Origin of the sequence: Kitasatospora sp. NPDC048722 (assembly GCF_040650235.1) — a bacterium.
Lineage (GTDB): Bacteria > Actinomycetota > Actinomycetes > Streptomycetales > Streptomycetaceae > Kitasatospora.
In genome coordinates, this window is the sequence record NZ_JBEZGX010000045.1 from 56,401 (window position 1) to 81,113 (window position 24,713).

The window sequence follows — 24,713 nt, forward strand, 5'->3', positions numbered from 1 at the left end:
GGGCAGCCGGTTCAGCCGAGCGAGAGGGCGTCGAGGTACACCCAGGCGCCCTCGTGCCGGACGAACCGGCTGTTCTCACTGAGCACCCCCTCCTCGTGGCCCTCCGTCCAGTACGCGCGGAACGCGACGGTGCCCTCGGAGTGGAACGCGCCGCCATCGGTGGTGGCGCCGACCTCCAGCCGGGTCCAGCGCAGCGCCGGATCGAAGTCCACCGAGTCCGGCCGGGTGTCCGGGTGCCAGCTGCGCAGCAGGTACGCCTCGTCCTGCACGACGAAGGCGCTGAAGCGGGAGCGCATCAGCGCCTCGGCCGTACGGGCCTCCGCCACGCCGCGGTGCATCCGGCCGCAGCAGTCGCCGTAGGAGGCGGACAGGCCGCACGGGCAGGGGGAGGAGGGCAGCAGCCGGGGCGCGGGGGCGGCGGCTCGGGGAGCGGGGCGGCGTCGGGACATGCGGTCCATTGTCCCCCGTCCGTGCCGCTCCCCGCGCGCCGCCCCCGCGCCCCGCGGGCGGCCGTTACGCGTTGCGCTTGAACGAGTAGTTGAACTCGCCGGTGCCGAAGTGGCGGTAGAGCCGCAGCCAGAACGGCATCATCATCTCGGTCGCGCGGGCACCGGTGATGTCCCCGAGATCGATGATCCACTCCGCCGGCCAGCCGAACTCGCCGAGCAGCGCGACCGCCTCGGCCTTGGCCGCGTCGTCGTTCCCGGCGACGAACAGGTTGTGCTCGCCCGGCAGCACGGCCGGGTCGACCATCACGGCGACGTTCATCGTGTTGAGCGCCTTGACCACCCGGGCCGTCGGGAACTCCCGCTGGATCCGCTCGCCGACGCTGTCCGTGTTCACCGGGTCGAGGGTGAGCTCGCCCTCGGGGGAGAACACCAGCGGGTTCGACACGTCGATCAGCAGCTTGCCCGCCAGCCGCTCGGCCCCCGCCGCCCGCAGGGCCGCCAGCGCGACCGTGCCGCCGGTGGCGTTGATCACCACCTCGCCGAAGTCCGCCGCGTCGGCGAAGGTGCCGCAGTGGCCGTGCGGGCCCGCCGCAGCGGCCCAGGCCGACCCCTTCTCGTTGTCCTTGGTCCGCGAACCCAGCGTGACCTCGTGACCGAGGGACACCAGCTTGCTCGCCAGCGTCTGCCCGACCGTGCCCGTGCCGATGATTCCGATGCGCACAGCTACTCCGCATCTCCCGTGAAACGCGCCCTCGTGGAGCGTTGCCGGCGACGACGATAGTTGACCCGGGCTCAGTCCAGAAGGACCGTCAGGACGTGCGGGTCACGGTCGCAGCGTGTCACCGAGCGCGGTGAGCAGCCGGGCTGTCGCGACCTCGTCGCGCCGGTAGCAGGTCCACGTGCCGATGCGCGTGGCGCGGACGGGGCCCGGCCCGCCGGAGGTCGGCCGGGTAGGCGGGACGGTGGACCGGGCGGGGCCGGCCTTCGTCTGGATGCGGCTGACGCACACGCCGACCTCGCGCGGGCCGGCCCCCGTTCGACCGGTTCGGCGCCGCCCGCGAGCTGGGGTGGCGTCACCCCCCGGGCCGCTCCTCGGGCACCCCGGTGGCGGTCCGCTGCGGTCCGGAGGCGGTGCCCAGGCCCTGGTCGGCGAGGGCCGGCGCGAGGCGACTGAGGTTGAGCAGCAGGTCGACGATGTCGTGGGCGCTTTCGGCGATCTTGCGCGTGTGCTCGGCGGCGTCGCCGGCCGTGGTGCCCAGAACCCGGGCACTGACGGCGTCGATCAGTTCGTGGGTGTTGTCCGACACCCGGCGCACCAGCCGCCCGAACTCCTCCTGGTCGACGCGGTGCCCGTCGACGAGCCGCTCGCCCGCCGCCTCGGCGTGCGCCGGAGCGGCCGCCGAGTCGCGCTCCGGGACGGCGGCGGCCTCCGAGACCGCCCGCTCGCGCTGCTCGCCCGCCCCGCTGAACCGACCGGCATCGGGCATGGCCGACCTCCTGGCTCGTCCCCCGGCCAGCCGGGGTGCACCGTCGCAATGCTTGCCGATGGTACACGCCCGTACGCGGAGCGTGTCCGGCGTTCGCGGGCCCCATTCGGCGCCCGGGGCTCGGCGAGTCGCCCCGTGCCCCCTGCTCGTCACTGATAGTAGTTGCGTGGTTTCGCTGCGAAGGAGCTGGCGACGGCACGAAGGAGCGGTCAATGGGTGGCAGACAGCGTTCGCCGAGGGCACGGACCCCGCGGCAGAAGGTGGACACCCGCGTGGAGATCGCCCGGCTGGAGGGCTTCCTGGCCTGGGAGGCGGAGGTCGCCGCGGCCGAACGGGACGCCCGGGCCTTCGCCGGCCAGTTCGCCTGGCTGCCGGCCGCCGAGCGCGAGAGCCTGGAGCGGGCCTACGCCGCCGACCGGCTGCGCTACGCCGAGGAAGTCGTGGACCGCGCCGTCGACCGCTGCCGCCGCCTCGCCGCCCGCTACCGCAGCGAGTGCCGGCGGATCTGCGCCCGCTGGGCCGCCCTCTGCCTGTCCGTGACGCTGGCGGCCGCGCTGTTCGCCGCCGTGCCCGCGATCCTTCGGGGCTGACGCCGCGACAGGGCGCCGCAACGCCGAGGGCCCGCCGCGCAGACACTGCGGCGGGCCCTCGGCGCGTGCCCGGGGACTCAGTGGTGGCCGTGGCCGCTGCTGATCTCCTGGTGCTCCTCGACGGTCGGCTTGGCGATCTGGCTGCCCTCGCCGTAGAAGCCGCGCGACAGCTTCGCCCGCGCGCGGGTGAACAGCCCGGCCCTGCGGGCCACGCCGTTCTCGTCCACCTCGGGCTCCAGCTCGACCGGCTCCGGCTGGTCGTGCGCGGTGAGGGTGTACATCCGGCCCTGCGGCAGCGGCGCGTGCACCTCGATGAACTCGCCGTGCTGGAGCCGCTGGATGACGCCGGTCTCGCGGCCGTGCAGCACCTTCTCCTTGTCGCGGCGCTGGAGGCCCATGCACCACCGCTTGGTGATCACGAAGACGGCCACCGGCAGCGCGAAGAAGCAGATCCGCACCAGGTACGTGATCGCGTTGATCGACAGGTGGAAGTGCGTCGCGAGCAGGTCGTTGCCGCCACCGGCCAGCAGGATCAGGTAGAGGCTGATCCACGCCGCACCGAAGGCCGTGCGCACCGGCGCGTTGCGCGGCCGGTCGGCGATGTGGTGCTCGCCGCGGTCCCCGGTGACCCAGGCCTCCACGAAGGGGTAGAACCAGATGGACGCGAGCACGAGGGGGAAGACCATCAGCGGGATGAACACCCCGAGGTTCAGGGTGTGGCCGCCCCAGACGCTGATCTCCCAGCCCGGCATGACGCGGATCAGGCCCTCGGAGAAGCCCATGTACCAGTCCGGCTGGGCGTCCGTGGACACCTGGTCGGGCCGGTACGGGCCGTACGCCCAGATCGGGTTGACCGTCGCGATCGCCGACATGAACGCGACCACGCCGAACACGAGGAAGAAGAAGCCGCCGGCCTTGGCGGTGTAGACCGGCAGCAGCGGCATGCCGACCACGTTGTTGTTGGTCCGGCCGGGCCCGGCGAACTGGGTGTGCTTGTGGTAGAAGACGAGGATCAGGTGCGCCGCGAGCAGGCCGACCATGATCCCCGGGATCAGCAGGATGTGCACGGTGAACAGGCGCGGGACGATGAGCACGCCGGGGAACTGTCCGCCGAAGGTGAAGAACTGGATGTACGTGCCGATGATCGGCACGGCCAGGATCGCGCCCTCCATGAAGCGGATGCCGGTGCCCGAGAGCAGGTCGTCCGGCAGCGAGTAGCCCATGAAGCCGTCGAACATGCCGAGGAAGAGAAGCAGGGCGCCGAAGAGCCAGTTGATCTCGCGCGGCTTGCGGAACGCCCCGGTGAAGAAGACGCGCATCATGTGCGTCAGCATCGCGGCGATGAACACGATCGCCGACCAGTGGTGGATCTGGCGGATCAGCAGTCCGCCCCGGATGTCGAAGCTGATGTTGAGCGTGGAGCGGTAGGCCTCCGACATCTCGATGCCCCTGAGCGGGACGTACGAGCCCTCGTAGATGACCTCGCCCATGCTCGGGTTGAAGAAGAGGGTCAGCCAGACGCCGGTCAGGATGATGATGACGAAGGTGTAGAGCGCGATCTCGCCCAGCATGAAGGACCAGTGGTCCGGGAAGATCTTGCGCAGGTTGGACTTGGCCAGGGCGTAGATGCCGAGGCGGCCGTCGGCCCAGTCGGCGAGGGCCTCGGCCTTGTTCGCGGGCTGGGCTCGCGTGCTGGTGCTCACCGGTCCCGGCTGCGACTGCTGGTCGGTTCTCACGACGGGCTCCCCGGCGTCCTCGGCGTGCCGTGCTGGAGGCCCGTCGGCGAGAACGCCGGCCGGCGGAGTGATGTGATCATGGGACCTCTCGATACGGGACCGCCGGGGAGATCCGGCCCGCGGTGCGGGTGACCGCTGGTCCCGTTGCTCAGGGTGATGGATCGCTTACTCTGTCATGCTGTCGGCAGGGGGCCGACTGTGCACGTCCATCGGCCCGTCCGGCCGCTCGTGTCGGGCCGGACGGGGGTCCCGGGGCCTCCGATCGGCCGTCCGGGAGGGCGCCCGGTGCTGCGCTCGGGTGCCGCCGAACCGTTTCGGCGCGCGCCGCGGCCCGGGGTCGCGTGACCCCCGGCCTACGCTGCGCCAATGGTGGATCACCGTGAACTCCTCGCTGACGTGACCGCGACCCTCTCCCGCGCCGGACTCGACGCCGCCGGCCCGTCCCCGCTGCGGATCGGCCCCGGCCCGGAGGGGGTGGTGGTCGGCTGGCCGCCGGGCGGCGATTCGTCCGAAGGGGTGCGTGCCGCCGTCCTCGGGGCGGCGGCTGTCGTCCTGCGGGAGGCCGGCCACGAGGTCGCGGAAGCGGACGGCGGCGACCTGCACGTGGCGCCCGTCCCGGATCCCGTCGGCGTCCCCGCCGAGCCGGAGGCCGTTCCCGAGCAGTGGTGGGGCTAGGGCGCGCCCACTGGCCCGGCTCCCGGTCGGCCGGAAGGCGGCGCGCCGAGGGCCGGGTCGAATGCTGAGACGGAAGGACGGTTTCATACCGAACCCTTACCTTGCCGGCGGGTTCAGTGGCTCCCTGCACCTCTAAGGTTTGCCTAAGCTAAGCCGAGGCGCCCTGGACCAGACCAGTCCGGGGCGTTCGGCTGTGCCGTCCCCCGTCACCGCGGTGGGACTCCGAGGACAGGTATGACCCGGGGCGACCGGGGGAGGAGCCCGCCGCATGTGGGATGAAGCGTTTCCCAGCTTTCTGATCGGGCTGCGGGAGGGCCTGGAGGCCGGCCTGATCGTGTCGATCCTGGTCGCCACCCTCGTCCGGTTCGACCGCAGGGGGCGCCTGCCCCAGGTGTGGACCGGCGTCGCGGCGGCCGTCGTCGTCAGCCTCAGCTTCGGCGCGGTGCTCACCTTCACCGCCGCGAACCTGTCCGGCCACGCGCAGGAGGCGTTCGGCGGGGTCCTGAGCCTGATCGCCGTCGGTTTCGTCACCGCCATGGTCTTCTGGATGCGCCGCTCCGCGCGCAGCCTGTCGGCCGAGATCCGCTCGAAGGTCGAGGCCTCGCTGGCGATGGGCGCCGGCGCGCTCGTGCTCACCAGCTTCCTCGCCGTCGCCCGCGAGGGCCTGGAGACCTCCCTCTTCCTGTGGACCAACGTCCGTACCGCCGGTGAGTCCACCGGCCCGCTGATCGGCGCCGCCGTCGGCCTGGTGCTCGCCGCGGGCCTGTGCTGGGGCCTGTACCGTCGCGCGCTCAGGATGAACCTCACCCGGTTCTTCACCATCACCGGCGCCGGCCTGATCGTCATCGCGGCGGGCGTGCTCGGCTACGGCCTGCGCGACCTCCAGGAGTCCGGGCTGGTCGGCGGCTCCACCTCGTACGCGTTCGACCTCAGCGGGCACCTGGACGCGCAGTCCTGGTACGCCACGCTCGTGCAGGGCACGCTCAACCTCACCGTCACCATGACGGTCCTCCAGGTCGTCGCCTACGTCGCCTACCTGTGCATCGTCATGACGCTGTTCCTGCAGGGCGTGCGCGCCGGCCAGGCCGCGCCCACCACCGAGAGGACGGCGGAGAAGACGGAGGCGACGGCCACCGAGAAGGCTGCCGAGACCCCCGCGCCCGCCGCCTCCGGCCGGCCGCGGTGGGTGCTCCCGGCGGCGCTGGTCGCCGTGCCGGCCGTCGTCGCCGGAGCCGTCATCGCCGTCAGCGACGGGAAGAAGGACAGCGCCGCCACCGTCGCGGTCTCCGAGCAGGAGTGCGGCAAGGGCTTCACCGCCCCGCTGCCCGGCCAGCAGGTCTTCCAGATGCACAACACCGGGGACAAGGTCTCCGAGGTGTACCTGGTCAACCCGGCCAGCGGCGCCGTCTACGGCGAGGTCGAGGGACTCGCGCCCGGCACCACCCGCGCCCTGACCGCCACCATCGGCACCGGCGACTACGCCTGGCGCTGCGTGCCCACCGGCGGCAGGTCCGTCACCTCCGCCTCCGTGCACGTCACCGGCGGCACCGAGGTCAAGGCCGTCAAGCCGGTCGGCGACGACGACCTCGGCGGCCCGCTCGACGCCTACAAGGACTACGTCACCAAGGGCCTCGCGACCCTCATGACGCAGTCCCAGAAGCTCCAGGCCGACATCCACGGCGGCGACCTCGCGACCGCCCGGGCGGACTGGCTCACCGCGCACCTCCAGTACGCCTCGCTCGGCGCCGCCTACGGCACCTTCGCCGACCTCGACGGCAAGATCGACGGCCGCGCCGACGGGCTCCCCGACAAGACCGCGGACCCGGGCTTCACCGGCTTCCTGCGCCTGGAGTACGGCCTGTGGCACGGCCAGTCCGCCGCGGAGCTCACGCCCGTCGCCGACGGCCTCGCCCGCGACGTCGCCACCCTCGTGCACGACTTCCCCACCCAGGACTTCGACCCGGCCGACCTGCCGCTGCGCGCCCACGAGATCCTGGAGAACACCCTCCAGTTCGAGCTCACCGGCGACACCGACATGGGCAGCGGCACCAGCCTCGCCACCACCCAGGCCAACCTGGCCGGCACCCAGGAACTGCTGACGCTCCTCCAGCCGCTGCTCGACGACCGCGACCCGCAGGTCCTCGTCCGGGTCAACGCCGGGATGAAGCGCGTCGGCGACCTCGTCGCGGCCGCCCGCACCGCCGACGGCTGGACCCCGGTGGACAAGCTGTCCGCCGACGCCCGCCGGCAGCTCAACGGCGCCACCGGCCAACTGCTCGAAGACCTGTCCCCCATCCCCGCCCTGCTCGAGATCCGGAAGGCCGCCTGATGACCGACCACACCGCAGCCACCGGCTCGTGCCCGCTGGACGTCGCATCCATGGCGCACGCCGCTGCCGCCGCGCAGCAGGCCGCCGCCGAAGCCGCCGGCCAGGGCGGCTGCCCGGCCGGCCCGGCCCGCCGCAGTTTCGTGCGGGCGGCCCTCGGCACGGGGGCGGGGGCGGCCGTCCTGGCCGGCGCCGGTGCGGCGTTCACGCTCTCCGCCGAGCCGGCCGCCGCGGGCGACGGCCACCAGGCCTCCAACGGCGTCGTGCCCTTCCACGGCGCGCACCAGGCCGGCGTCACCACCCCGGCGCCCGGCTACGCGGCCTTCGTCTCCTGCCAGGTGATCGCCCAGGACCGCAAGGCCCTGGAGGACCTGTTCAGGACCCTGACCGACCGGATCCGCTTCCTCACCGCCGGCGGCACCCCGCCGGACCTCGGCGTCGGCGCGCCGCCCTCCGACAGCGGCATCCTCGGGCCGGTCGTGACCACCGACAACCTCACCGTGACGGTCGGCGTCGGCGCCTCGCTCTTCGACGACCGCTACGGCCTCGCCAAGGCCAAGCCCGTCAAGCTCGCGCCGATGAAGACCTTCCCCAACGACAACCTGCAGGCCGCCGAGCTCCACGGCGACCTCTCGCTGCAGATCTGCGCCGACCGTCAGGACACCGTCCTGCACGCCCTGCGCGACATCACCCGGCACACCCGCGGCGCGATGCAGATCCTCTGGCGGATCGACGGCTTCCAGAACCAGTCCCGCCCCGACGGCGCCCAGCGCAACCTGCTCGGCTTCAAGGACGGCATCGTCAACCCGGACACCGCGTCCGCCCGCGAGATGGACCGGCTGGTGTGGGTCACCGACGGCACGGGCGAGCCCGCGTGGGCGACCGGCGGCAGCTACCAGGTCATACGGATCATCCGGATGCTGATCGAGTTCTGGGACCGCGTCACCCTCACCGAGCAGGAGAAGATGTTCGGCCGCCGCCGCGACACCGGCGCCCCGCTCGACGGCCACCAGGAGAACGACGCCCCGGACTACGCCAAGGACCCGGACGGCAAGGCGATCCCGCTCAACGCGCACATCCGCCTCGCCAATCCGCGCACCCCGGACACCGACACCTCCCGCATCCTGCGCCGCGGCTTCAACTACGACCGCGGCATCGACAAGGCCGGCAACCTCGACATGGGCCTCGTCTTCTGCTGCTATCAGCAGGACGTGGTGCGGCAGTTCGAGGCCACCCAGACCCGCCTCGTCGGCGAGCCGCTGGTGGACTACATCTCGCCGACCGGCGGCGGGTACTTCTTCGTCCTGCCGGGCGTGCAGGACAACGCCGACTGGCTCGGCCGGGGGCTGTTCGCCGCCGCCTGACGCCCTGCGTGCCACGGCCCCCGCAGCGAGGGGCGGATTCCACGGGCCGTGGCACGCTCGCGGCTCGTCAGCCGCCGAGGGTGAAGCCGATGACGGCGCCACCGCCGTCGCGGTTGACGGCGAACGCGCTGCCGCCGTGCGAGGTGGCCACCTCGTGGACGATGGCCAGGCCGAGTCCCGAACCGGGCAGGCTGCGCGCGGCGGTGGCCCGGTAGAAGCGGTCGAAGACGCGCTCCAGGTCGGCCGGGTCGATGCCGGTACCGCGGTCGCGCACCTCGACCCGGGGGCCGCGCACGACGACGTCGATCGGGGCGGCCCCGGCCGGGTCGAACTTGGCCGCGTTGTCGAGCAGGTTGCCCACCGCGCGGGCCAGCGCGTCCGGGCGGGCGGTGACCACGGTGGCGTCGGCGTCCACCGCGATCTCGCGGCCGGTGCGCCGACGGGCCTGGGCGGCGGCCTCGCGGACCACGTCGGCCAGCACGACGTCGACCGGGTCCTCGTCCGCCTTCTGCTCGGCGGCCAGCGCCACCAGCTCGTTCACCAGCAGGGTCAGCTCCTTGGCCTCCTCGGCCAGGTCGTCCAGCAGCGCGGTGCGTTCGGCGGGCGGCAGGCGGTCCAGGCTGGGGAGCACCGAGAGGTTGGTGCGCAGGCTGGTGAGCGGCGTGCGCAGCTCGTGCCCCGCGTCCTGGACCAGCCGGCGCTGGTTCTCCTTGGCGGTGGCGAGCCGGCCGAGCATCCGGTCGAAGGCCCGGCCGAGCCGGCCGACCTCGTCGCTCCCGGCGGCCGGCACCGGGACGTCCAGCCGGCCGCTGTCGGCGACCAGTTCGGCGACGTCGGTCAGCCGCACCAGGCGCCCGGTGATCCGGCGGGCGAGCAGCCACCCGGCCGCGCCCGCGAGCAGGGCGACGGCGGCCACCACGGCTGCCATCTGACCCCGCAGGGCGTACAGCAGGTCCTCGACGTCGCCGGTCTCCTGCACGACCTGGACGGCACCCCGGCCGCCGCCGAGCGAGACGACGCCGACCCGGTAGGTCGCGTAGCCGACGTGCCGCACGCCGGTCACCGTCCGGGCGGGGGCGGCGGTGCGGGCGAGTTCGCCGTCGTCCGGCACGGACGGGAGGACGACGTGGGAGGTGCCCGGGAGGGCGGCGCCCTTGGCGTCGAGTGCCTGCGCGGTGACCCGGATCGGGCGCAGCAGCTGCTCGCCCAGACCGGTCGGCCCGTTGAAGTCGCCGGGGTACAGCGTCTGCCGCGTGACCTGGTTCCCCACCGACTGGAGCGCGGTGGTGAAGTCGGCCCTCTCGTCGTCGCGGATCAGCGCGGCGGCGGCGTGGTAGCCGAGGGCGCCGATCAGCACCGCCACCAGGACGGCCAGCGCGGCGAACGCCAGCGACATGGTGGTGCGCAGCCCCGGGCGCGGCCGGAGCCGGCGCGGGTGGAAGCCGCGCGGGCGGGTCACGAGGCGCGCAGCGTGTAGCCGACGCCGCGGACGGTGTGGATCAGCGGTGCCAGGCCGGGGCGGTCGAGCTTGCGGCGCAGGTAGCCGATGAACACCGCGAGGTTCTTGGAGCCGGGGCCGAAGTCGTAGCCCCAGATCCGCTCGTAGACGGTGGCCTGGTCGAGCACCGATCCGGCGTGCCGGGTCAGCAGCTCCAGCAGGTCGAACTCGGTCCTGGACAGCTCCAGCTCCTCGCCCGCGCGCCAGGCCCGCCGGGCGCCCGGCTCGACCCGCAGGTCGGCGACGGCCAGGACGTCCTCGACGGGCTGCTCCGGGGGGTTGCGGCGCAGCAGGGCGCGCAGGCGGGCGAACAGCTCGCCGACGTCGAAGGGCTTGACCAGGTAGTCGTCCGCGCCGGCGTCGAGCCCGGCGATCCGGTCCTGGACCTCGACCCGGGCGGTGAGCATCAGGACGGGCGTGCGGTCGCCCGCGGCGCGCAGCCGGCGGCAGACCTCCAGGCCGTCCGGGGCGGGCATCATCACGTCGAGGACCAGGACGTCCGGGCGCTGCTCGTCGAGGGCGGCCAGCGTCCGGGCGCCGTCCGCGGCGGTGCGCACGCGGTAGCCCTCCAGCTGCAGGGCGCGGGTGAGGGAATCGCGGATGGCGCGGTCGTCCTCGGCGATCAGCACGGTGTGGGTCATGCGTGGGATTCTCCCTGGCGTGTGCACGGCGGTTCCAGGCGGGGGGCGGGGCCGGTCGACGGGCTCACCCGTCGGCGTAGCGGTCGGCGAGGGCGCGGGCGGTGGCGGCGAGGCGCGCGCGGAGTGCGGGCGGGGCGAGGACCTCGACGTCGGTGCCGAGCGCGAGGAAGGCCGCGTGGGCGTGGTCGAGCGACTCGATCGGCAGCACGGCCCGCGTCCGGCCGTCCGGCTCGGGGGTGCCGGTGGCCTCGGCGGCGCGCGCCGCGGCGGAGCCCAGGCGGGCGGCGGCGCCGCGGGCGAGTAGGACGAGGGCCTCGCCGCGGTGCAGGCGGGCGTGGAAGTCGGCCTCGTGGCCGCGCCAGTGGGATGCCAGGGAGAAGTCGTCGGGGATGGTGAACTCCTCGTCCGTCTCGGTGAGTTCGAGGATCTGGTCGACCCGGTAGGTGCGCGGTCCGGGTCCGGCGACGACGTACCAGCGGCCGGCCTTGAGGACGAGGCCGTACGGCTCCAGCCGGCGGTCGACGTCCGTCGGCGCCTTCCAGCGGCGGTAGCGCACCCGCAGCGCCCGGCCGCGCCACACGGCGTCGGCCACCTGCGGCAGGAACGGCACCTCGTCGTCCTCCGCGTACCAGCCGGGCGCCTCCAGGTGGAAGCGCGTGCGCAGCCGGTCGGCGTCCGCGCGCAGCCCGGGCGGCAGCGCGGCGCGCAGCTTGAGCTGGGCGGCGGCGAGGGCGGGGCCCAGTCCAAGGGCGGCGGCCGGGCCGGGCAGCCCGGCGAGGAACAGCGCCTCGGCCTCGCCCGCGTTGAGCCCGGTGAGGCGGGTGCGGTAGCCGGCCAGCACCTCGTACCCGCCGCCGTGCCCGGCGTCCGCGTACAGCGGTACGCCGGCGGCCTGGAGCGCCTCGACGTCCCGGTAGACGGTGCGCACCGAGACCTCCAGCTCCTCGGCGAGCCGCTGGGCGGTCATCCGGCCGTTGGTCTGGAGCAGGAGCAGGATCGACAGCAGGCGGGCGGACTTCACGGGGACCCCTCGGACTTCACTGACACACGATGTCAGGGAACCGGCCTTAGCGTCCAGGCATGGGACTTGAGAACACCACCGGACGAGCCGACTTCGACTTCCTCGTGGGCGAATGGGACGTGGCCAACCGCTGCCGCGCCGACTTCCTCGACCCGCGCAGCCCGTGGGAGGACTTCCCGGGCGTGACGCGGGGCTCGCGGCACTTCGGGGGCAACGCGAACTTCGACGAGATCGACTTCCCGACCAAGGGCTTCTCCGGGCTCACCCTGCGGCTGTACGACCCGGCGCGCGAGGAGTGGTCGCTGTACTGGTCCAGCACCCGCACGGGCACGCTGTTCCCGCCGGTCGTGGGGCGGTGGGCGGACGGGCGCGGCGAGTTCTTCGGGGACGACGAGTACGACGGCACGCCGGTGCGGGCGCGGTTCGTGTGGTCGGGCGTGACGGCGGACTCGGCGCGCTGGGAGCAGGCCTTCTCGGCGGACGGCGGCGCGACCTGGGTGACGAACTGGACCATGGAGTTCACCCGGCGCGCATAGGCCCTCGCGCCGCCACCCTTCGTGGGCGTACCGTGGCCACACGGTGGCGCGTCGGGCGCGCCCCGGACGTTCCCTGCACGGCACGTCCTGCCGGAGGCCGCTATGGCAGACCGGATGGCCTTCTTCACCACCCCGCGCGCGGAGCGGGCGCGGCGGGACGCGCACGAGCGGGTGGGGGACTGGCGCGAGGTGTACCGTCCGGGGGCGCTGCTCCCGGTGGTCGGCGGCCAGGCGGGCCGGTGCATGGACTGCGGCCTCCCGTTCTGCCACGACGCGTGCCCGCTCGGGAACATCGTGCCCGAGTGGAACCGGCTGGTGGCCGAGGGCGACTGGCGGGCGGCCGCCTCCCGGCTGCTCGCCACCAACAACTTCCCCGAGTTCACCGGCCGGCTCTGCCCGGCACCCTGCGAGAGCGCGTGCGTGCTCGCGATCGACGGCGCCGCCGTGACCATCAAGAACGTCGAGCTGGCGATCGCCGACCGCGCGTGGGAGCGCGGCTGGGACCGGCCCCGCCCGCCGGACCGGCCGAGCGGGCGGCGGGTGGCCGTGGTCGGCTCGGGCCCGGCCGGGCTGGCGGCCGCCCAGCAGCTCACCCGCGCCGGGCACGCCACGACGGTGTACGAGCGGGCCGACCGCCCCGGCGGGCTGCTGCGCTACGGCATCCCGCCGTTCCGGTTGGAGAAGCACCGGCTCGACCGGCGGCTCGACCAGATGCGGGAGGAGGGCACCGGCTTCCGCTGCGGCGTGTGCGTCGGCCGGGACGTCGCGGCGGGGGAACTGCGGGCCGGGTGCGACGCGCTGGTGGTCGCGGTGGGCGCCACGGCCTGCCGCGACCTGCCGCTGCCGGGCCGCGACCTGCCCGGTGTGCACCAGGCGATCGATTACCTGACCTGGGCGAACCGCGTCGACGAGGGCGACCGCCCCGAGTCGCCGCTGTCCGCCGAGGGCCGGCACGTCGTGATCGTCGGCGGCGGGGACACCGCCGCGGACTGCCTCGGCACGGCGCTGCGCCAGGGCGCCGCGTCCGTGACCCAGCTCGACATCAACCCGCGCCCGCCGGAGCGCCGGGCGGCGGGGCAGCCGTGGCCGGTGCACCCGAAGGTCTACCGGGAGACGACCTCGCACGAGGAGGCGGGCGCGGCGGCGGCCGGGCCGAGGGTGTTCGCGGCGGTGGCCGTCGGCTTCGAGGCGGGCCCGGACGGGCGGCTCGCGGCGGTGCGCCTCGCCGAGGCGCAGCCGCCGGACCGCGGGCCGCGGCCGGGCACCGAGCGGAGCCTGCCGGCGGGTCTGGCGCTGCTCGCGCTGGGCTTCGCCGGGCCCGAGCCGGACCAGGGGCTGATCCCCCAACTCGGCCTCGCCACCGGCCCGGGCGGCGCGCTGACCCGGGACGACGGCTTCGCGACGGGCGCGGACGGCGTGTTCGTCGCGGGCGACGCGGGCCGCGGGCAGTCGCTGATCGTGTGGGCGGTCGCGGAGGGGCGGGCGGCGGCCGCGGCGGTGGACCGCTACCTGCGGGGCGTCACCGAGCTCCCGGCCCCGATCCGGGCGTCGGCGCGGGCGTTGACGCTGTGAGGGGGCAGCGGTCGTGCCCCCTCACCCGGGTCGTCAGCTCAGGCCGAGGACCGACAGGGCGGTGGTCCAGTCGGTGACGATCGCCTGCTGGGCGGGGACGAGGTCCACCTGGTGGTTGCAGACGGCCTTGTAGAGCTTGTACTCGACGGTGTCCTTGTCGCGCGAGCTCTGGCCGTTGGGGCCCGTCGCGTACTGCGGCTGCGGCCACAGGTTGTTCGGGTCGGTCGGGTGGCCGCCGAGGGAGAGGGGGATGAAGTGGTCCTCCTCGTAGTCGGACGTGTCGGTGTCGCTGTAGCCGTACGCCGCGATCTGCTGGATCTTCAGTTTGGTGGTGTAGCTGGACGGCGGGCGGATGGAGGTGCTGTAGCCCGGAACGCAGATGGTGTCGTCGATGGTGGCCTGGGTGACGTCCGGGTTGGTGGCACCGGGGGTGCAGGCGGGGTCGGGCAGCGGGAGGTAGGCCTGCGAACAGGTCTGGCCGAGCGGGGCGGCGGCGCGGTGCTGGGCGGGGGCGGCGGCGTGCGCGGTGCCGCCGGCGGCGAGCGCGCCGACGGTGAGGACGACGGCGGCCACGGTGGGGGCGAGGCGCTGGGAACGAAGCATGTGGGGAGCTTCCTGTGGGGCCCGGCTTCCTTCGCCGGGCGGTGTGTCCATGCCATCACCATGCGATCTATGCGGGTAGACCGTGAACGGTGAACTGTTGACAAAGTGTCAGTCAACAGAGTTGCCGGAACTATTCGCTTGACGTGAACAGATCGGGCCTGCTGCGCGGTCGATCGCGCGGCAGGCCCGCTGGGGCGGACGGGGCGGTCCGTCAGAACCCGTACCTGCGGACGAACACGTCGGAGAGCGTGTTGGAGTCGTCGGGCACGAGCGTGCCGTCCTCCGACGTGAACAGCACCGTGGTGCCGAACGCGTCGACGAACGGGGCGCTCGACCCGCCGGTGCTCTGCGAGTTGTCGGTGGCCACGCTGACCCGCTCGGTGCGGTTGCTCCGCAGGTCGAACCGGAAGACGTCGGACGCCTTGTTGGTGTCCCCGGGCACGAGGTCGTCGGCCGTCGAGCTGAAGTAGACCCAGCGGTCGTCCGCCGTCATCCGGCCCTCCCACGCGTCGGAGCGGACCGTGGTGCCCGGAAGGGCGACGGTGACCGAGCGCTCGGTGCCCTCCTCCAGGTCGCGGACGAACACCTCGAAGTGACGGTCCCACGGGCCGGTGCCGTGGAAGACGGGGGCGGAGAAGACCGCGAACCGGCCGTCGGGGCTGAGGCTCGGGTTCTCCACGCCGCGCCACCCGCCGTTGCCGTCCGGGCTGGCGAGGCGGGTCTGCCCGTCGTCGAGGTCGCGGACGTAGAACGGGTAGCTGCGGGGCTTGAGGATCCTGGGGCTGGTGCCGGTGCCGGGCGCGAGGTCGTCGGCGGTGCTCCGGTCGGCGAAGGCGTCCTCGGGGAGGGCGCCGGGCCTGTCCTGGGCGATGAGGTTGGTCGCCTTGGAGATGAAGCCGACGGTGCGGCCGTCCGCGCTGATCACCGGAGAGGCGGAGGAGCCGTCGGCCGCGGTGCCGTCCGCGCCGATGCTGACCAGACGGGTCTTCCCGGTCCGACGGTCGGTGACGTAGATGGTGCCGCCGTGCGGGGTGATGCCGGAGGGGGCGAGGTCGGTGCGGTCGGACTGGAAGGCGACGTAGCGCCCGTCCCAGCTGATCGACGGGGTGCCGGCGGAGTGGCCGGTCTGGGGCTTCGCCGGGTCGGCGGCGGCGACCGGCTCGGTCCTCCCGGTCAGGCGGTCGTGGACGTAGACGTCCGTGACGGCGCGGCCGGCGCCGGAGCCCAGGTTCGTCGCGGAGGAGGTGAATGCCACGAAGCGGCCGTCGCCGCTGATGGTGGCCTCGTAGGAGTCGAGGTCGGCGTCGGCCCCGGCGGTGCTGACGTCCTCCCGTTCGACCTTGCCGGTCCACAGGTCTCGGACGAAGACCTTGGTCCGGCCGTTGCCGCTGCCGGGCAGGAGGTTGGAGGCGCTGGAGGTGAAGACGGCGAAGCGGCCGTCGGCGCTCAGGCCCTGCGCGTTCGAGGCGCCATTGGGCTGCGAGCCCGGGGCGCTGACCGTCACCCGCTCGGTGGTGCCGGTGGGCGCCTCGGCGTGCGCGGGCGCGGCCGCCGCGCAGGCCAGTGCCGCCGCGGCCAGTGTGCAGGCGGCGCGCAGGACGTGGCGCGTCGGGCGTGCTCGGTTCATCGTGGTCCCTCCCCTGGGATCGGCGGGCCGCGCTCGACTCCCCGGAGGCCGGCCCGGAGTGAGCCAAGCGCCGGGTGGGGAAGGGGTCAACGGTTGTACCGCCGGGGCGGCGTATTCACGTCAATCGTTCTCGTACTGGCGACCGGGCGCGGAACTTCCGACCCGGCGGGGCCCGGCGGTGTCACCGTGCGGCGTCCTCGGCCTGCGCGGCGGCGCGGACGGCCCGGACGCGCGGGTCGGTGCGCCGGTCGTAGCGCCACAGGGCGGGCAGGGCGGCGGAGAGGGCGGCGGCGCTGGTCAGGCAGAGGAGCCCGCCGGTGCGCAGTGCCGCGCGGATGCCCTGCCGGGCGGCGAGTCCGCCGGCGCGCAGGTCGCCGAGGGCCGGTCCTGCGGAGCCGATGAGCATCTCCAGCCCGGCCGCTCGGCCCCGGAGTTCGTCCGGAATGGACTGGTTCCAGATGGCACTGCGGAAGGTGTCGCCGGTCCAGTTCGCGGCACCTGCGACGACGAGGCACCCGAGGACGGCCCACAGGTTCGGCGCGGCTGCGGCGCCGACCATCGCGAGGCCCACCGCCGCGGCGGAGAGCAGCACGAAGCGGCCGTGCCGGTGCACGCGGTCCGTCCAGCCGCTGGTGGTGGTGGCGATCAGGCTGCCCGCCGCCGAGGCGGAGTAGAGCAGGCCGAGCGCCCAGACGGCGTCCAACTCCCCTGCCAGGAAGGGGAAGAGTGCGGCGGGAAGGGCGAAGACGGTGGCCGCGAGGTCGGCCAGGTAGGTGCCCAGCAGGTCTGGCCTGCCGACCGCGTACCGGGCGCCCTCGGTGAACTCGCGCCATCGCGGTGCTTCGGCGTCGCGTTCGGACGGCACCGGGCGGACCGCGGCGAGCAGCGCGATCGAGACCAGGAACGTCGCGAGGTCGATCAGGAACGCCACCGGGACGCCCGCCGTCGCGATCGCCAGTCCGGCGGCGGCCGGGCCGGCCAGTCCGGCGACGCTCCAGCGCAACGAGAGCAGCGCACCGGCCGCGACCAGCTGATCGTGCGGGACGAGGCGCGGGATCATCGCCTCCAGCGAGGGCTGTTGGAGTCCCTGGAGCGCCGCCGCCAGCCCGGCCGCCGCGTACAGCGGCCACAGCGCGGGCGTGCCGAGCAGCGCGTTGGCGAGGAGGAGCGCACTGAGGACGGCGAGCGCGATCTCGGTGACGAGGGCGACGGTGCGGCGGTCGGCGCGGTCCGCGAGCACGCCGCCGTACAGGCCGAACACGATCGTCGGCACGAGTTCGACCGCGCCGACCGCGCCGACGGCGAGCGGCGAGCCGGTGAGGTCGGCGATCTGGAGCGGGATCGCCGTCATCGTGAAGACCGAGCCGAGCAGGGTGACGGTGCCGGAGGTCCAGGTCAGGCGGAAGTCCCGGGAGGAGCGCCAGGGCGCGGTGTCGAGCCAGGGCGGGGTGGGCATGGATGGGGTCCTCGATGCTGTCCTTATCACTGATAAATTCCGCCGCCGACCTTATCGGCGATAAAGTTGGTGGGCAAGCGAATAAGGCGGGCGAACGACGCGGACGGGTTCGGAAGGCGGTCGGCATGGCGCTGCAACGCGACGAGGTGGTGCGCACCGCGCTGCGACTGCTCGACGAGGTCGGCATCGACGGTCTCACCACCCGCCGCCTGGCGCGCGAACTCGGCGTCCAGTCACCGGCGTTGTACTGGCACTTCAAGAACAAGCGGGAACTGCTCGATCTCATGGCCGAGGCCATGCTCGCCGAGGCCCTGCCGCCCGACCGCACGCCCGACCCGGAGCGCTGGCCGGACTGGATCGCCGCCGACGCCCGTGCCAAGCGCCGTGCGCTGCTCGCCTACCGCGACGGTGCGCGCGTGCACGCGGGCACCCTGCCCAGCGAGGATGAACTCCCGGCGATCGAGGCTCAGTTGAGCGCCCTGTGCCGGGCCGGGCTGCGGCCGCGCACGGCCCTGCGGCTGCTGCTCGCCGTCGACCGGTACGTCATGGGCTGGGTCACCGAGGAGCAGGCCTGGCGGCAGGACGCCGAGGAGCGCGACACGCCGCTCTACGCCGACGACGCCCTGCGCGGCCTGCCGCTGCTGCGCGAGGCCGCCGACGTCCTGCGGATGGCCGACCACGACGCCGACTTCGAGTACGGGCTGCGGGTCATGATCGAGGGGTTCCGTGCGGAGATCGCGCGGGAGTCCGGTTGGGTCCGGTGACTCCGGGGGCGCAGACCGGGCCCGGACCCGGGTGTCGGGAGATCCGTTAGCGTGAGCGCCATGCGAACCCTCGATGCCCGCAGCACCGCGCTCGTCCTCGTCGACCTGATGGACCGGATCGTCGCCAACCCGCTCGCGCCGCGCCCCGGCACGGAGGTCCTCGCGGCCTCGCTGGAACTGGCCGAGGCCTTCCGCGAGGCCGGTGCCCCCGTCGTCGCCGTGCGCGTCGAGCGGCCGGACGTCACCGAGCAGCCGCCGGGCAGCGACCTGGTCGCGGACGTCGCGGCCGCGGCCGACGAGGTCGTGGTCAAGCGCACGATCGGCGCGTTCCACGCGACCGGGCTGGACGAGCTGCTGCGGACGCGGGGCGTCAAGACCGTCGTGCTGACCGGCATCGCGACCAACCTCGGCGTCGAGTCGACGGCCCGCGCGGCCGTCGACCTCGGCTACGAGGTCGTGTTCGTCGAGGACGCGATGACCGCGCTCACGGAGGAGGAGCACCGCGCGCCGGTGGCGCACTCCTTCCCGCGGCTCGGGGCGGTCGCCGGAAAGGCCGAGCTGACGTTCGACTGAGGCTCCCAGGGGCGCCTGAGGATCCCTCAGGCGCGTTTGAGGGCCTCGCGGAGCCGGCCGTCGCAGTCCGCGAGCAGACGGGCGGCGGTCGGCGCGTCGACGTCCGCGAGCAGGACGAGGACCGCGTCCTTGGCCCGGCCGTCGGTCGCCGCCAGGGCGCGGCGCACGTCCCCGTCGGCGGCGCCGGTGGCCTCGGTGACGATCCGGCGGGCGCGGTCGCGCAGCTTGGCGTTGGTGGCGCGGACGTCGACCATCAGATTCCCGTACGTACGGCCGAGGCGGACCATGACGGCGGTCGAGACGAGATTGAGCACGAGCTTCTGTGCCGTGCCCGCCTTGAGCCTGGTCGAGCCGGCCAGGACCTCCGGGCCGGTCACCACCTCGATCGGCAGCTCGGCGGCCGCGACGAGCGCCGAGCCGCGGTTGCCCGCCAGCCCGGCGGTGAGCGCACCGGCGGCGCGGGCGCAGCGGACGGCGGCCACCGCGTAGGGCGTCCGGCCGGAGGCGGAGACGCCGATCACGGTGTCGTCCGGGGTGAGCGCGAGGGCGGCCAGGTCCGCCTCGGCGAGGTCGGCGCGGTCCTCGGCGCCCTCGGCCGCCGACGTGACGGCCGCCGGACCGCCGGCGATCAGCCCGACGACCCGGCCGGGGTCGGTGCCGAAGGTCGGCGGGCACTCGGCGGCGTCCAGCACCCCCAGCCGCCCGGCCGTCCCGGCGCCCGCGTAGACGAGGCGTCCGCCCTGCCGCATCCGCTCGGCCGCCCCGTCCACGACGGCGGCGATGCGCTCCAGCTGGCCGGCGACGGCCACGGGGACGGTCCGGTCCTCGGCGTTCATGAGGCGCAGGAGGTCGAGCGTCGGGAGCCCGTCGATCCCCGCCCAGTCGGGGCGGACGGTCTCGGTGGTCGCTTCGGTGGTCGTGGGGGTCGCTTCGGTGGTCGGGAGCGTGGGCTGGTTCATGCCGGTCAGCGTCCCCGGGTGTGACGGCCGCCAACCCGGGCACGCGCGGGGGTAGGAGGTGGACGATGGGGTGGGAGGTGGACGATGGGGTGGGAGGTGGACGATGAACGAACGGGAGACCGTCGCGGCGCTCCTCGCCCGCCACGGCACCACCTACGCGGAGGAAGCGGGCATCACGCTGCGCGACACGCCCGTGCCGCTGTACCGGCTCCTCGTGCTGACCGTGCTCTGCTCGGTGCGGATCAGCGCCGGGATCGCCGTGGCGGCGGCCCGTGAGCTCCACGCCGACGGGCTGGACACACCGCGCCGGATTGCCGGGGCCGGCCGGGTGACTCTGATCTCGGCCTTCGGCCGGGCGCACTACGTGCGGTACGACGAGAGCACCGCGACCGCGCTGGCCGGCGGCGCCGAGCTGCTCCTCCGACGCTGGCACGGCGACCTGCGCCGCCTCCGCGACGAGGCGGACGGCGATTCCGAGCGCATCGGCGAGCTGTTGCAGGAGTTCCCGCGGATCGGGCCGGTCGGCTCCGCCGTCTTCCGCCGCGAGGTCCAGGCGGTCTGGCCGTCGCTGCGCCCGTTCTTCGACGAGCGCGCCCGGGCGGAGGCCCGGGTTCTCGGCCTACCGGACCACCCGTCAGCCCTCGCCGCGCTGGCGGACCCCGCTCGCCTCGCGGCGGCGCTGACGAGGGCGAGCCTCGCGCACGTGGGGGTGGGCGGGCTGGAACCGGGAGCGGGGTGACGCCGGTCGGTCGGTTGTCGGGGATGGTTCGTAGGCCGGCGCCAGAGCGTCGCCCGTCTGCCCGTCTGCCCGTCTGCCCGTCTGCCCGGCAGACCGGTACGAGAATGCCGAGTTGTCATGCCGCTGCCCCCGCCGGACGTCGACCGCCTCTGCACCGTCGGCAGTGCGTACGCCTGCGCGAACGACGAGGTCGCGACCGTGGTCGCGCTTCCGGCCGCCGAACTGTCCCTACCGAGCGGGGCGATGTCCGCGCGCGATCCGGTCGTCGGGCTGGAGGACGCGGACGAGCCGTTCACCGCTACGGCGCCGCCGGGGCGCGGTGCGGTGACGCCCTCGGTCGTGGAGGCTGCTTCGTGGACGCGGCCGGTGTTGCTGCCCTGGGCGTGAACCAGGAGGGCCGCACCTCCTGAGGGCCGAGCGGGGGTGTACGGGCGTGCGGCGGCGGCGCCGCTCACGGGGGTGGGCGCGACCGTCGGGGTGTCGGGGCAGGTCGGCTCGCCGGGGCGTTCCGGCTGAGCCCGGGGGTGGCCGCGGAGCCTCGCCGTCGCGGTGATCGACGGTCCCGGTCCGGGGTGGTCGCCGGGTGTCCGGTCACTGCGGGGCACTCCGCAGGGCGCCGTGGAGGAAGAGGTCGACGAGTTCGGCGGTGGTGAGCGGGTCGGGGGCGCCGGGGCGGCCGGAGGACATGATCATCAGCTGGAACGCGTCGGCCAGGCGGTCCGGGCTGAGGCGCAGCGCGTCGCGGTCGGGCTCGAACAGGGCGGCGAGGGCGGCGCGCGGCCGGGCCAGTCCGGCTTCGCGGTCGGGCAGCCTGCCGTCCGGGCCGGGCCCGGGCCGCTCCAGCCGGCCGCCCGCCACGAGGGCTCCGGCCACGGCTCCGATGCGGGTGAGGTGTCCGCGCACGACGTCGGCGGCCTCGGCGAGCCGGTCGGCGAGGGGCTGCTCCAGGGGGATCGCGGCGAGGTGGGCGATCGTGTCGTCGGGGTCGAGGACCTCGGCCATGCAGGCGGCGAGGAGGGCGTCCTTGTCGTCGAAGACGCGGAAGATCGTGCCCTCGCCGATGCCGGCGGCCCGGGCGATCTTGGCCGTCGTCACGGACGCGCCGTACTCGACGACGAGGGGGAGTGCGGCGGCGACGATCATCGCGCGCCGCTGCTCCGGGTCCATCGCGGGTGCCCGGCGTCGGGCGGGCTGGGTGCCAGGGGACTCGGTCATGGCTCCATGATGCGGAGTGAGTACTCACTCCGTCAATGGGTCATCGGTCGTCGGCTTCGGAACTCGCCGCCGGCCGACAGGAATTCGGCGATGCGGGCGATCGTCCGGTGGTTGTCGTCGAACAGGTGCGCCTGCATGCCCAGGGTCAGGGCGGTTTCGACGTTCGGCGCGTGGTCGTCGACGAAGAGGCAGTCGGCGGCGCGGACGCCGAGGATCGTGCAGGTCCTCTCGAAGGCCTGCGGGTCGGGCTTCTCCACGCCGATCTCGTGCGAGTAGACGATGTGCCCGGCGTCCTCGACGAGCTCGTCGAAGCGGTAGCGGCTCACCTCGCGTTCGCGGGCGCCGACGAAACTGTTGCTCAGGATCCCGAGCCGGGCCCGGCGTCGCAGGCCGCGTACGTGGGAGATGAGTTCGACGTTCGGCGTCCCGAGGTACTCCGTCCAGAAGTCGGCCATGAACGCCTCCGTCCGGGGCGGGGCGAGGCGCAGTCGGGCGGCCACCTGGCGACGCACCTCGGCTTCGTCGACGGCGCCGATCGAGCCGGCGTGCCAGACGTCCTCCAGACGCTGGTCGACGGTGCCGGGCGGTAGGCCCAACTCCCTTTCCCAGTAGGGAATCCAGCCGGTTCGCGGCGTGTGTTCCAGTACGCCGCCGATGTCGAGGATGATGCAGCGTTCGTCCATGACCCACTGTCGGCGGGCGGGGACCGGCCGGGTCAAGCGGTTCGCGCGCTCTGTGACAGGGGCGTGACAGGGGGCTGCCGGCGGGGCGCGGGCCGGGCGCTGCTACTGGGCGGGGGAGACGACCGGGATGCCCTCGGGGCGGCCGGCGAGGAGTGCGGCGACGTGGTCGGCGCAGCGAAGGGCGGCCTCGGCCATGGCCGTTCGGGTCATGCCCGCGATGTGCGGGGTGAGCAGGGCGTTGGGCAGGCCGAACAGGGGTGAGGCGAAGGCGGCGTGCTCGTGGGCGAAGGTGTCGACGGCGGCGGCCGCGAGGGGGTGGGCGGGGTCGCGCAGGGCGTCGGCGAGCGCCTCTTCGTCGACGATGCCGCCGCGCGCGGTGTTGAGGAGAACCGATCCCGTTCGGAGCAGGGCGAGTTCGCGTCGGCCGATCAGGTGGCGCGTCCGCGGGGTGAGCGGGAGGTGCAGGGACACGACGTCGCTGGTGGCGAGGAGGACGTCGAGGGACGGGACGTGCCGGATCGGCGGCGCGGCCGGGCGGCGCGCGTGCGCCTGGACGGTCATGCCGAGGGCGGACGCGCGTGTCGCGAGTGCCGTGCCGATCAGGCCCGGTCCCACGATGCCGAGGGTGAGGTCGGAGAGCTCGCGCGGAGGGGTCGCGGGTGCGCCCCAGGCGCCTCGGTGGGACCTCTCGTTGTGGGCGGACAGATCCCTTGTGAGGGTGAGCAGTTGGGCGAGGGCGAACTCGGCGACGGCGTTCGCGTTGGAGCCCGGGGTGTGGGTGACGGTGACGCCGTGCCGGGCCGCGGCGGCCACGTCCACGTGGTCGGTGCCGGCGCCGGCGCGGCCGATCACCCGCAGCGGGCGGGGCCGTCCGGGGGTCGTCACCGCGGAGAGGAAGGTGGCGCGCAGGGGCACGCCCGCGCGGGACTTGAGCGCGTCGAAGCCCGGGCCGCGGTGGAACTCGGCGGTCAGGGCCGCCTCGTCGAACGGGTCGAGGTCGGTGAACTCGACCCGCTCCGACCAGGCGGCCCGGGCGGCCTCCCGGTCCTCGACGCGTCGGAGGTTGAGCGTGACGGCCAGGCGGTGGCCGGTCAGGCGTTCCAGTTCGCGGTCGAGGAGCGGTCCGGGGGCGGCGTCGAGCAGGAGGACTCGCGGCTGATCCATGGTGGGGTTGTGTGCCGTTCGGTCGGGTGGTCCATCCATGCCGTCCATGGCGCCGTCCATCGCGCCGTCCGTCGGGACGGGCGGCCGGCGGCGCGTCAGGCCATCCAGAAGAAGACAGCCGTCATCCGGCGGTCCGCCAGGTCGGTGCCGTAGTAGGTGGTGGCGCTGTGGATGAGGTTGGCGTGGTAGAGGAGCAGCTGGTTGTAGCGGTTCGGGACGCGGACGTCCTCGGTGAAGTGGTCGGCGGGCACGTGACGGGTGCCGAGTGCCTCCACCAGGTTGTTGTGCGGCGCGTTGACGAGGTTTCCGCCGAGCCGGCCGCCGGGGAACTGCTGCCGGTAGAAGCTGGTGCCCGCGTCCTTGGGGGCGCCGGGGCTCAGGTAGAGCACGGCGGCGTAGCGGCAGAGCGCGCGGGAGTCGGTGTGCGGACGGGACTCCGACTCGCCGGCGCCGACGACCTGGACGCAGTTGTGGTTGAGCGTGCCGCCGCCCGGGGTGCTCTGGACCCAGAGCCGGGAGGCACCGGTGGCCTTGCGGACCTGGGACTCGACGCGGGCGAGCTCGCCGGGCTCCAGGCCGGGCATGGTGCGCAGGCCGGGCCAGGTCTCCGGACGGTGCGGGTAGCCCTCGGTCCAGTCGCCGCGGGCCAGGACGCGCTCGCGGACGGCGTCCGGATCGGGCAGGACGTTGTCCAGGACCCAGAAGTCCCGGCCGCGGGTGGGCTTGCGGTAGGGGAGGACCGGCAGGGCCGTCGGCCTGATGGGCTGTGCGGGCATGGGCATGGGCATGGGCCGACGATAGGGGCGGCGGGCGTCAACCTTCTGCCGTGAACAGGTCAACCTTTCGTCAAGCGGGGATCTGGGTGCGGGCGTTCGGGTCGGTGCCGGGCGCGCGTCCCTTCGTGGTCGGGCGGCGCTCCGGTGGGTGGTCGAGTCCGGCCCGGATGCTCTTATGGATGTCAAGCAGCGATGGTGAGCTGCTCGGTGGTGGTGCTCGGTGTGCTGGGCGTGGTCAGGACTCGGTAGATCTCTCGGG

General features: G+C 74.0%; 26 protein-coding genes. 10 read left to right on the top strand and 16 right to left on the bottom strand.

Annotated features, from left to right (window positions below; translation table 11 throughout):
• Nucleotides 1-11 precede the first annotated feature (11 nt).
• From AB0C76_RS28900 to AB0C76_RS28915, 4 genes are all read right to left on the bottom strand, one after another.
• Complete coding sequence (locus AB0C76_RS28900; RefSeq protein WP_359971199.1) at nt 12-449, bottom strand: YchJ family metal-binding protein; 438 nt, start codon at nt 447-449, stop codon at nt 12-14.
• 64 nt (nt 450-513) lie between these two features.
• Nucleotides 514-1,170, bottom strand: coding sequence for an NAD(P)-binding domain-containing protein (locus tag AB0C76_RS28905; RefSeq protein ID WP_359971201.1), 657 nt, complete (start codon nt 1,168-1,170; stop codon nt 514-516).
• Nucleotides 1,171-1,272: 102 nt separating this feature from the next.
• Nucleotides 1,273-1,458, bottom strand: a complete 186-nt coding sequence (locus tag AB0C76_RS28910; RefSeq protein WP_359971203.1) for a hypothetical protein — start codon at nt 1,456-1,458, stop codon at nt 1,273-1,275.
• 64 nt (nt 1,459-1,522) lie between these two features.
• Nucleotides 1,523-1,936: a hypothetical protein gene (locus AB0C76_RS28915; RefSeq protein WP_359971205.1), complete on the bottom strand. Its 414-nt coding sequence runs from the start codon at nt 1,934-1,936 to the stop codon at nt 1,523-1,525.
• Between the two features lie 212 nt (nt 1,937-2,148).
• Between AB0C76_RS28915 and AB0C76_RS28920 the strand changes: the two genes are divergently transcribed.
• Nucleotides 2,149-2,526: a hypothetical protein gene (locus tag AB0C76_RS28920; protein ID WP_359971207.1), complete on the top strand. Its 378-nt coding sequence runs from the start codon at nt 2,149-2,151 to the stop codon at nt 2,524-2,526.
• Nucleotides 2,527-2,603: 77 nt separating this feature from the next.
• Here AB0C76_RS28920 and AB0C76_RS28925 read toward each other — a convergent pair whose 3' ends face one another.
• Nucleotides 2,604-4,229 carry a cytochrome bc complex cytochrome b subunit gene (locus AB0C76_RS28925; protein WP_359971245.1) on the bottom strand — a complete coding sequence of 542 codons (1,626 nt, stop codon included), beginning with the start codon at nt 4,227-4,229 and terminating at the stop codon, nt 2,604-2,606.
• Nucleotides 4,230-4,628: 399 nt separating this feature from the next.
• Between AB0C76_RS28925 and AB0C76_RS28930 the strand changes: the two genes are divergently transcribed.
• The 3 genes from AB0C76_RS28930 (at nt 4,629) to efeB (ending at nt 8,627) form a co-directional block, all read left to right on the top strand.
• A complete protein-coding gene (locus AB0C76_RS28930; RefSeq protein WP_359971209.1) occupies nt 4,629-4,937 on the top strand; it encodes a hypothetical protein in 309 nt (102 codons plus the stop codon).
• 268 nt (nt 4,938-5,205) lie between these two features.
• Nucleotides 5,206-7,266 carry an iron uptake transporter permease EfeU gene (gene efeU / locus AB0C76_RS28935; RefSeq protein ID WP_359971211.1) on the top strand — a complete coding sequence of 687 codons (2,061 nt, stop codon included), beginning with the start codon at nt 5,206-5,208 and terminating at the stop codon, nt 7,264-7,266.
• 50 nt (nt 7,267-7,316) lie between these two features.
• Nucleotides 7,317-8,627, top strand: a complete 1,311-nt coding sequence (efeB, locus tag AB0C76_RS28940) for an iron uptake transporter deferrochelatase/peroxidase subunit (RefSeq protein ID WP_359971247.1) — start codon at nt 7,317-7,319, stop codon at nt 8,625-8,627.
• A gap of 67 nt (nt 8,628-8,694) precedes the next feature.
• Here the strand turns inward: efeB and AB0C76_RS28945 are convergent, their stop codons facing one another.
• From AB0C76_RS28945 to AB0C76_RS28955, 3 genes are all read right to left on the bottom strand, one after another.
• Nucleotides 8,695-10,086, bottom strand: a complete 1,392-nt coding sequence (locus AB0C76_RS28945; RefSeq protein WP_359971213.1) for a HAMP domain-containing sensor histidine kinase — start codon at nt 10,084-10,086, stop codon at nt 8,695-8,697.
• Nucleotides 10,083-10,766 (bottom strand): response regulator transcription factor, encoded by a 684-nt coding sequence (locus tag AB0C76_RS28950; RefSeq protein ID WP_359971215.1) that lies wholly within the window; start codon nt 10,764-10,766, stop codon nt 10,083-10,085. The genes AB0C76_RS28945 and AB0C76_RS28950 overlap by 4 nt, the downstream gene beginning before the upstream one ends.
• A gap of 64 nt (nt 10,767-10,830) precedes the next feature.
• Nucleotides 10,831-11,787 (bottom strand): WYL domain-containing protein, encoded by a 957-nt coding sequence (locus AB0C76_RS28955; protein ID WP_359971217.1) that lies wholly within the window; start codon nt 11,785-11,787, stop codon nt 10,831-10,833.
• A 59-nt stretch (nt 11,788-11,846) separates the two neighbouring features.
• On the opposite strand from AB0C76_RS28955, the gene AB0C76_RS28960 reads away from it, so the two are divergent.
• Nucleotides 11,847-12,323 carry a hypothetical protein gene (locus tag AB0C76_RS28960; protein ID WP_359971218.1) on the top strand — a complete coding sequence of 159 codons (477 nt, stop codon included), beginning with the start codon at nt 11,847-11,849 and terminating at the stop codon, nt 12,321-12,323.
• Between the two features lie 102 nt (nt 12,324-12,425).
• Nucleotides 12,426-13,895, top strand: a complete 1,470-nt coding sequence (locus tag AB0C76_RS28965) for a glutamate synthase subunit beta (protein WP_359971220.1) — start codon at nt 12,426-12,428, stop codon at nt 13,893-13,895.
• A gap of 33 nt (nt 13,896-13,928) precedes the next feature.
• Here AB0C76_RS28965 and AB0C76_RS28970 read toward each other — a convergent pair whose 3' ends face one another.
• The 3 genes from AB0C76_RS28970 to AB0C76_RS28980 form a co-directional block, all read right to left on the bottom strand.
• The gene (locus AB0C76_RS28970) at nt 13,929-14,498 is read right to left on the bottom strand and encodes a hypothetical protein (protein ID WP_359971222.1); all 570 of its coding nucleotides are present in this window, start codon (nt 14,496-14,498) and stop codon (nt 13,929-13,931) included.
• Between the two features lie 211 nt (nt 14,499-14,709).
• On the bottom strand, nt 14,710-16,125 hold the full coding sequence (locus tag AB0C76_RS28975) for a hypothetical protein (RefSeq protein WP_359971223.1): 1,416 nt from the start codon (nt 16,123-16,125) through the stop codon (nt 14,710-14,712).
• A 181-nt stretch (nt 16,126-16,306) separates the two neighbouring features.
• A complete protein-coding gene (locus tag AB0C76_RS28980) occupies nt 16,307-17,581 on the bottom strand; it encodes an MFS transporter (protein WP_359971225.1) in 1,275 nt (424 codons plus the stop codon).
• Nucleotides 17,582-17,706: 125 nt separating this feature from the next.
• Between AB0C76_RS28980 and AB0C76_RS28985 the strand changes: the two genes are divergently transcribed.
• Nucleotides 17,707-18,345: a TetR/AcrR family transcriptional regulator C-terminal domain-containing protein gene (locus AB0C76_RS28985; RefSeq protein ID WP_359971227.1), complete on the top strand. Its 639-nt coding sequence runs from the start codon at nt 17,707-17,709 to the stop codon at nt 18,343-18,345.
• A gap of 60 nt (nt 18,346-18,405) precedes the next feature.
• Entirely contained in the window at nt 18,406-18,918 is a 513-nt protein-coding gene (locus AB0C76_RS28990) for an isochorismatase family protein (RefSeq protein ID WP_359971228.1), read from the top strand.
• Between the two features lie 26 nt (nt 18,919-18,944).
• Here the strand turns inward: AB0C76_RS28990 and murQ are convergent, their stop codons facing one another.
• Nucleotides 18,945-19,877, bottom strand: a complete 933-nt coding sequence (murQ, locus tag AB0C76_RS28995; protein WP_359971230.1) for an N-acetylmuramic acid 6-phosphate etherase — start codon at nt 19,875-19,877, stop codon at nt 18,945-18,947.
• A gap of 103 nt (nt 19,878-19,980) precedes the next feature.
• On the opposite strand from murQ, the gene AB0C76_RS29000 reads away from it, so the two are divergent.
• A complete protein-coding gene (locus tag AB0C76_RS29000; protein WP_359971232.1) occupies nt 19,981-20,616 on the top strand; it encodes an endonuclease in 636 nt (211 codons plus the stop codon).
• 117 nt (nt 20,617-20,733) lie between these two features.
• Nucleotides 20,734-21,003 (top strand): hypothetical protein, encoded by a 270-nt coding sequence (locus AB0C76_RS29005; protein ID WP_359971234.1) that lies wholly within the window; start codon nt 20,734-20,736, stop codon nt 21,001-21,003.
• A gap of 204 nt (nt 21,004-21,207) precedes the next feature.
• On the opposite strand, the gene AB0C76_RS29010 is transcribed toward AB0C76_RS29005, so the two are convergent.
• From AB0C76_RS29010 to AB0C76_RS29025, 4 genes are all read right to left on the bottom strand, one after another.
• Entirely contained in the window at nt 21,208-21,831 is a 624-nt protein-coding gene (locus AB0C76_RS29010) for a TetR/AcrR family transcriptional regulator (RefSeq protein WP_359971236.1), read from the bottom strand.
• 32 nt (nt 21,832-21,863) lie between these two features.
• Nucleotides 21,864-22,514: an HAD-IA family hydrolase gene (locus tag AB0C76_RS29015; protein WP_359971238.1), complete on the bottom strand. Its 651-nt coding sequence runs from the start codon at nt 22,512-22,514 to the stop codon at nt 21,864-21,866.
• 102 nt (nt 22,515-22,616) lie between these two features.
• Complete coding sequence (locus AB0C76_RS29020; RefSeq protein WP_359971239.1) at nt 22,617-23,678, bottom strand: NAD(P)-dependent oxidoreductase; 1,062 nt, start codon at nt 23,676-23,678, stop codon at nt 22,617-22,619.
• 95 nt (nt 23,679-23,773) lie between these two features.
• Entirely contained in the window at nt 23,774-24,454 is a 681-nt protein-coding gene (locus AB0C76_RS29025) for a DUF6445 family protein (protein WP_359971249.1), read from the bottom strand.
• Between the last annotated feature and the right edge of the window lie 259 nt (nt 24,455-24,713).

What these genes read in the sequence shown, in the direction of transcription:
- AB0C76_RS29015 (WP_359971238.1), bottom strand. Translation starts at nt 22,514, where the DNA reads ATGGACGAACGCTGCATCATCCTCGACATCGGCGGCGTACTGGAACAC.
- AB0C76_RS28980 (WP_359971225.1), bottom strand. Translation starts at nt 17,581, where the DNA reads ATGCCCACCCCGCCCTGGCTCGACACCGCGCCCTGGCGCTCCTCCCGG.
- AB0C76_RS28965 (WP_359971220.1), top strand. Translation starts at nt 12,426, where the DNA reads ATGGCAGACCGGATGGCCTTCTTCACCACCCCGCGCGCGGAGCGGGCG.
- AB0C76_RS28990 (WP_359971228.1), top strand. Translation starts at nt 18,406, where the DNA reads ATGCGAACCCTCGATGCCCGCAGCACCGCGCTCGTCCTCGTCGACCTG.
- AB0C76_RS28930 (WP_359971209.1), top strand. Translation starts at nt 4,629, where the DNA reads ATGGTGGATCACCGTGAACTCCTCGCTGACGTGACCGCGACCCTCTCC.
- AB0C76_RS28900 (WP_359971199.1), bottom strand. Translation starts at nt 449, where the DNA reads ATGTCCCGACGCCGCCCCGCTCCCCGAGCCGCCGCCCCCGCGCCCCGG.
- AB0C76_RS28970 (WP_359971222.1), bottom strand. Translation starts at nt 14,498, where the DNA reads ATGCTTCGTTCCCAGCGCCTCGCCCCCACCGTGGCCGCCGTCGTCCTC.
- AB0C76_RS29020 (WP_359971239.1), bottom strand. Translation starts at nt 23,678, where the DNA reads ATGGATCAGCCGCGAGTCCTCCTGCTCGACGCCGCCCCCGGACCGCTC.
- AB0C76_RS29025 (WP_359971249.1), bottom strand. Translation starts at nt 24,454, where the DNA reads ATGCCCGCACAGCCCATCAGGCCGACGGCCCTGCCGGTCCTCCCCTAC.
- murQ (WP_359971230.1), bottom strand. Translation starts at nt 19,877, where the DNA reads ATGAACCAGCCCACGCTCCCGACCACCGAAGCGACCCCCACGACCACC.
- AB0C76_RS28915 (WP_359971205.1), bottom strand. Translation starts at nt 1,936, where the DNA reads ATGCCCGATGCCGGTCGGTTCAGCGGGGCGGGCGAGCAGCGCGAGCGG.
- efeB (WP_359971247.1), top strand. Translation starts at nt 7,317, where the DNA reads ATGGCGCACGCCGCTGCCGCCGCGCAGCAGGCCGCCGCCGAAGCCGCC.
- AB0C76_RS29000 (WP_359971232.1), top strand. Translation starts at nt 19,981, where the DNA reads ATGAACGAACGGGAGACCGTCGCGGCGCTCCTCGCCCGCCACGGCACC.
- AB0C76_RS28950 (WP_359971215.1), bottom strand. Translation starts at nt 10,766, where the DNA reads ATGACCCACACCGTGCTGATCGCCGAGGACGACCGCGCCATCCGCGAT.
- efeU (WP_359971211.1), top strand. Translation starts at nt 5,206, where the DNA reads ATGTGGGATGAAGCGTTTCCCAGCTTTCTGATCGGGCTGCGGGAGGGC.
- AB0C76_RS28920 (WP_359971207.1), top strand. Translation starts at nt 2,149, where the DNA reads ATGGGTGGCAGACAGCGTTCGCCGAGGGCACGGACCCCGCGGCAGAAG.
- AB0C76_RS28960 (WP_359971218.1), top strand. Translation starts at nt 11,847, where the DNA reads ATGGGACTTGAGAACACCACCGGACGAGCCGACTTCGACTTCCTCGTG.
- AB0C76_RS29010 (WP_359971236.1), bottom strand. Translation starts at nt 21,831, where the DNA reads ATGACCGAGTCCCCTGGCACCCAGCCCGCCCGACGCCGGGCACCCGCG.
- AB0C76_RS29005 (WP_359971234.1), top strand. Translation starts at nt 20,734, where the DNA reads ATGCCGCTGCCCCCGCCGGACGTCGACCGCCTCTGCACCGTCGGCAGT.
- AB0C76_RS28985 (WP_359971227.1), top strand. Translation starts at nt 17,707, where the DNA reads ATGGCGCTGCAACGCGACGAGGTGGTGCGCACCGCGCTGCGACTGCTC.
- AB0C76_RS28975 (WP_359971223.1), bottom strand. Translation starts at nt 16,125, where the DNA reads ATGAACCGAGCACGCCCGACGCGCCACGTCCTGCGCGCCGCCTGCACA.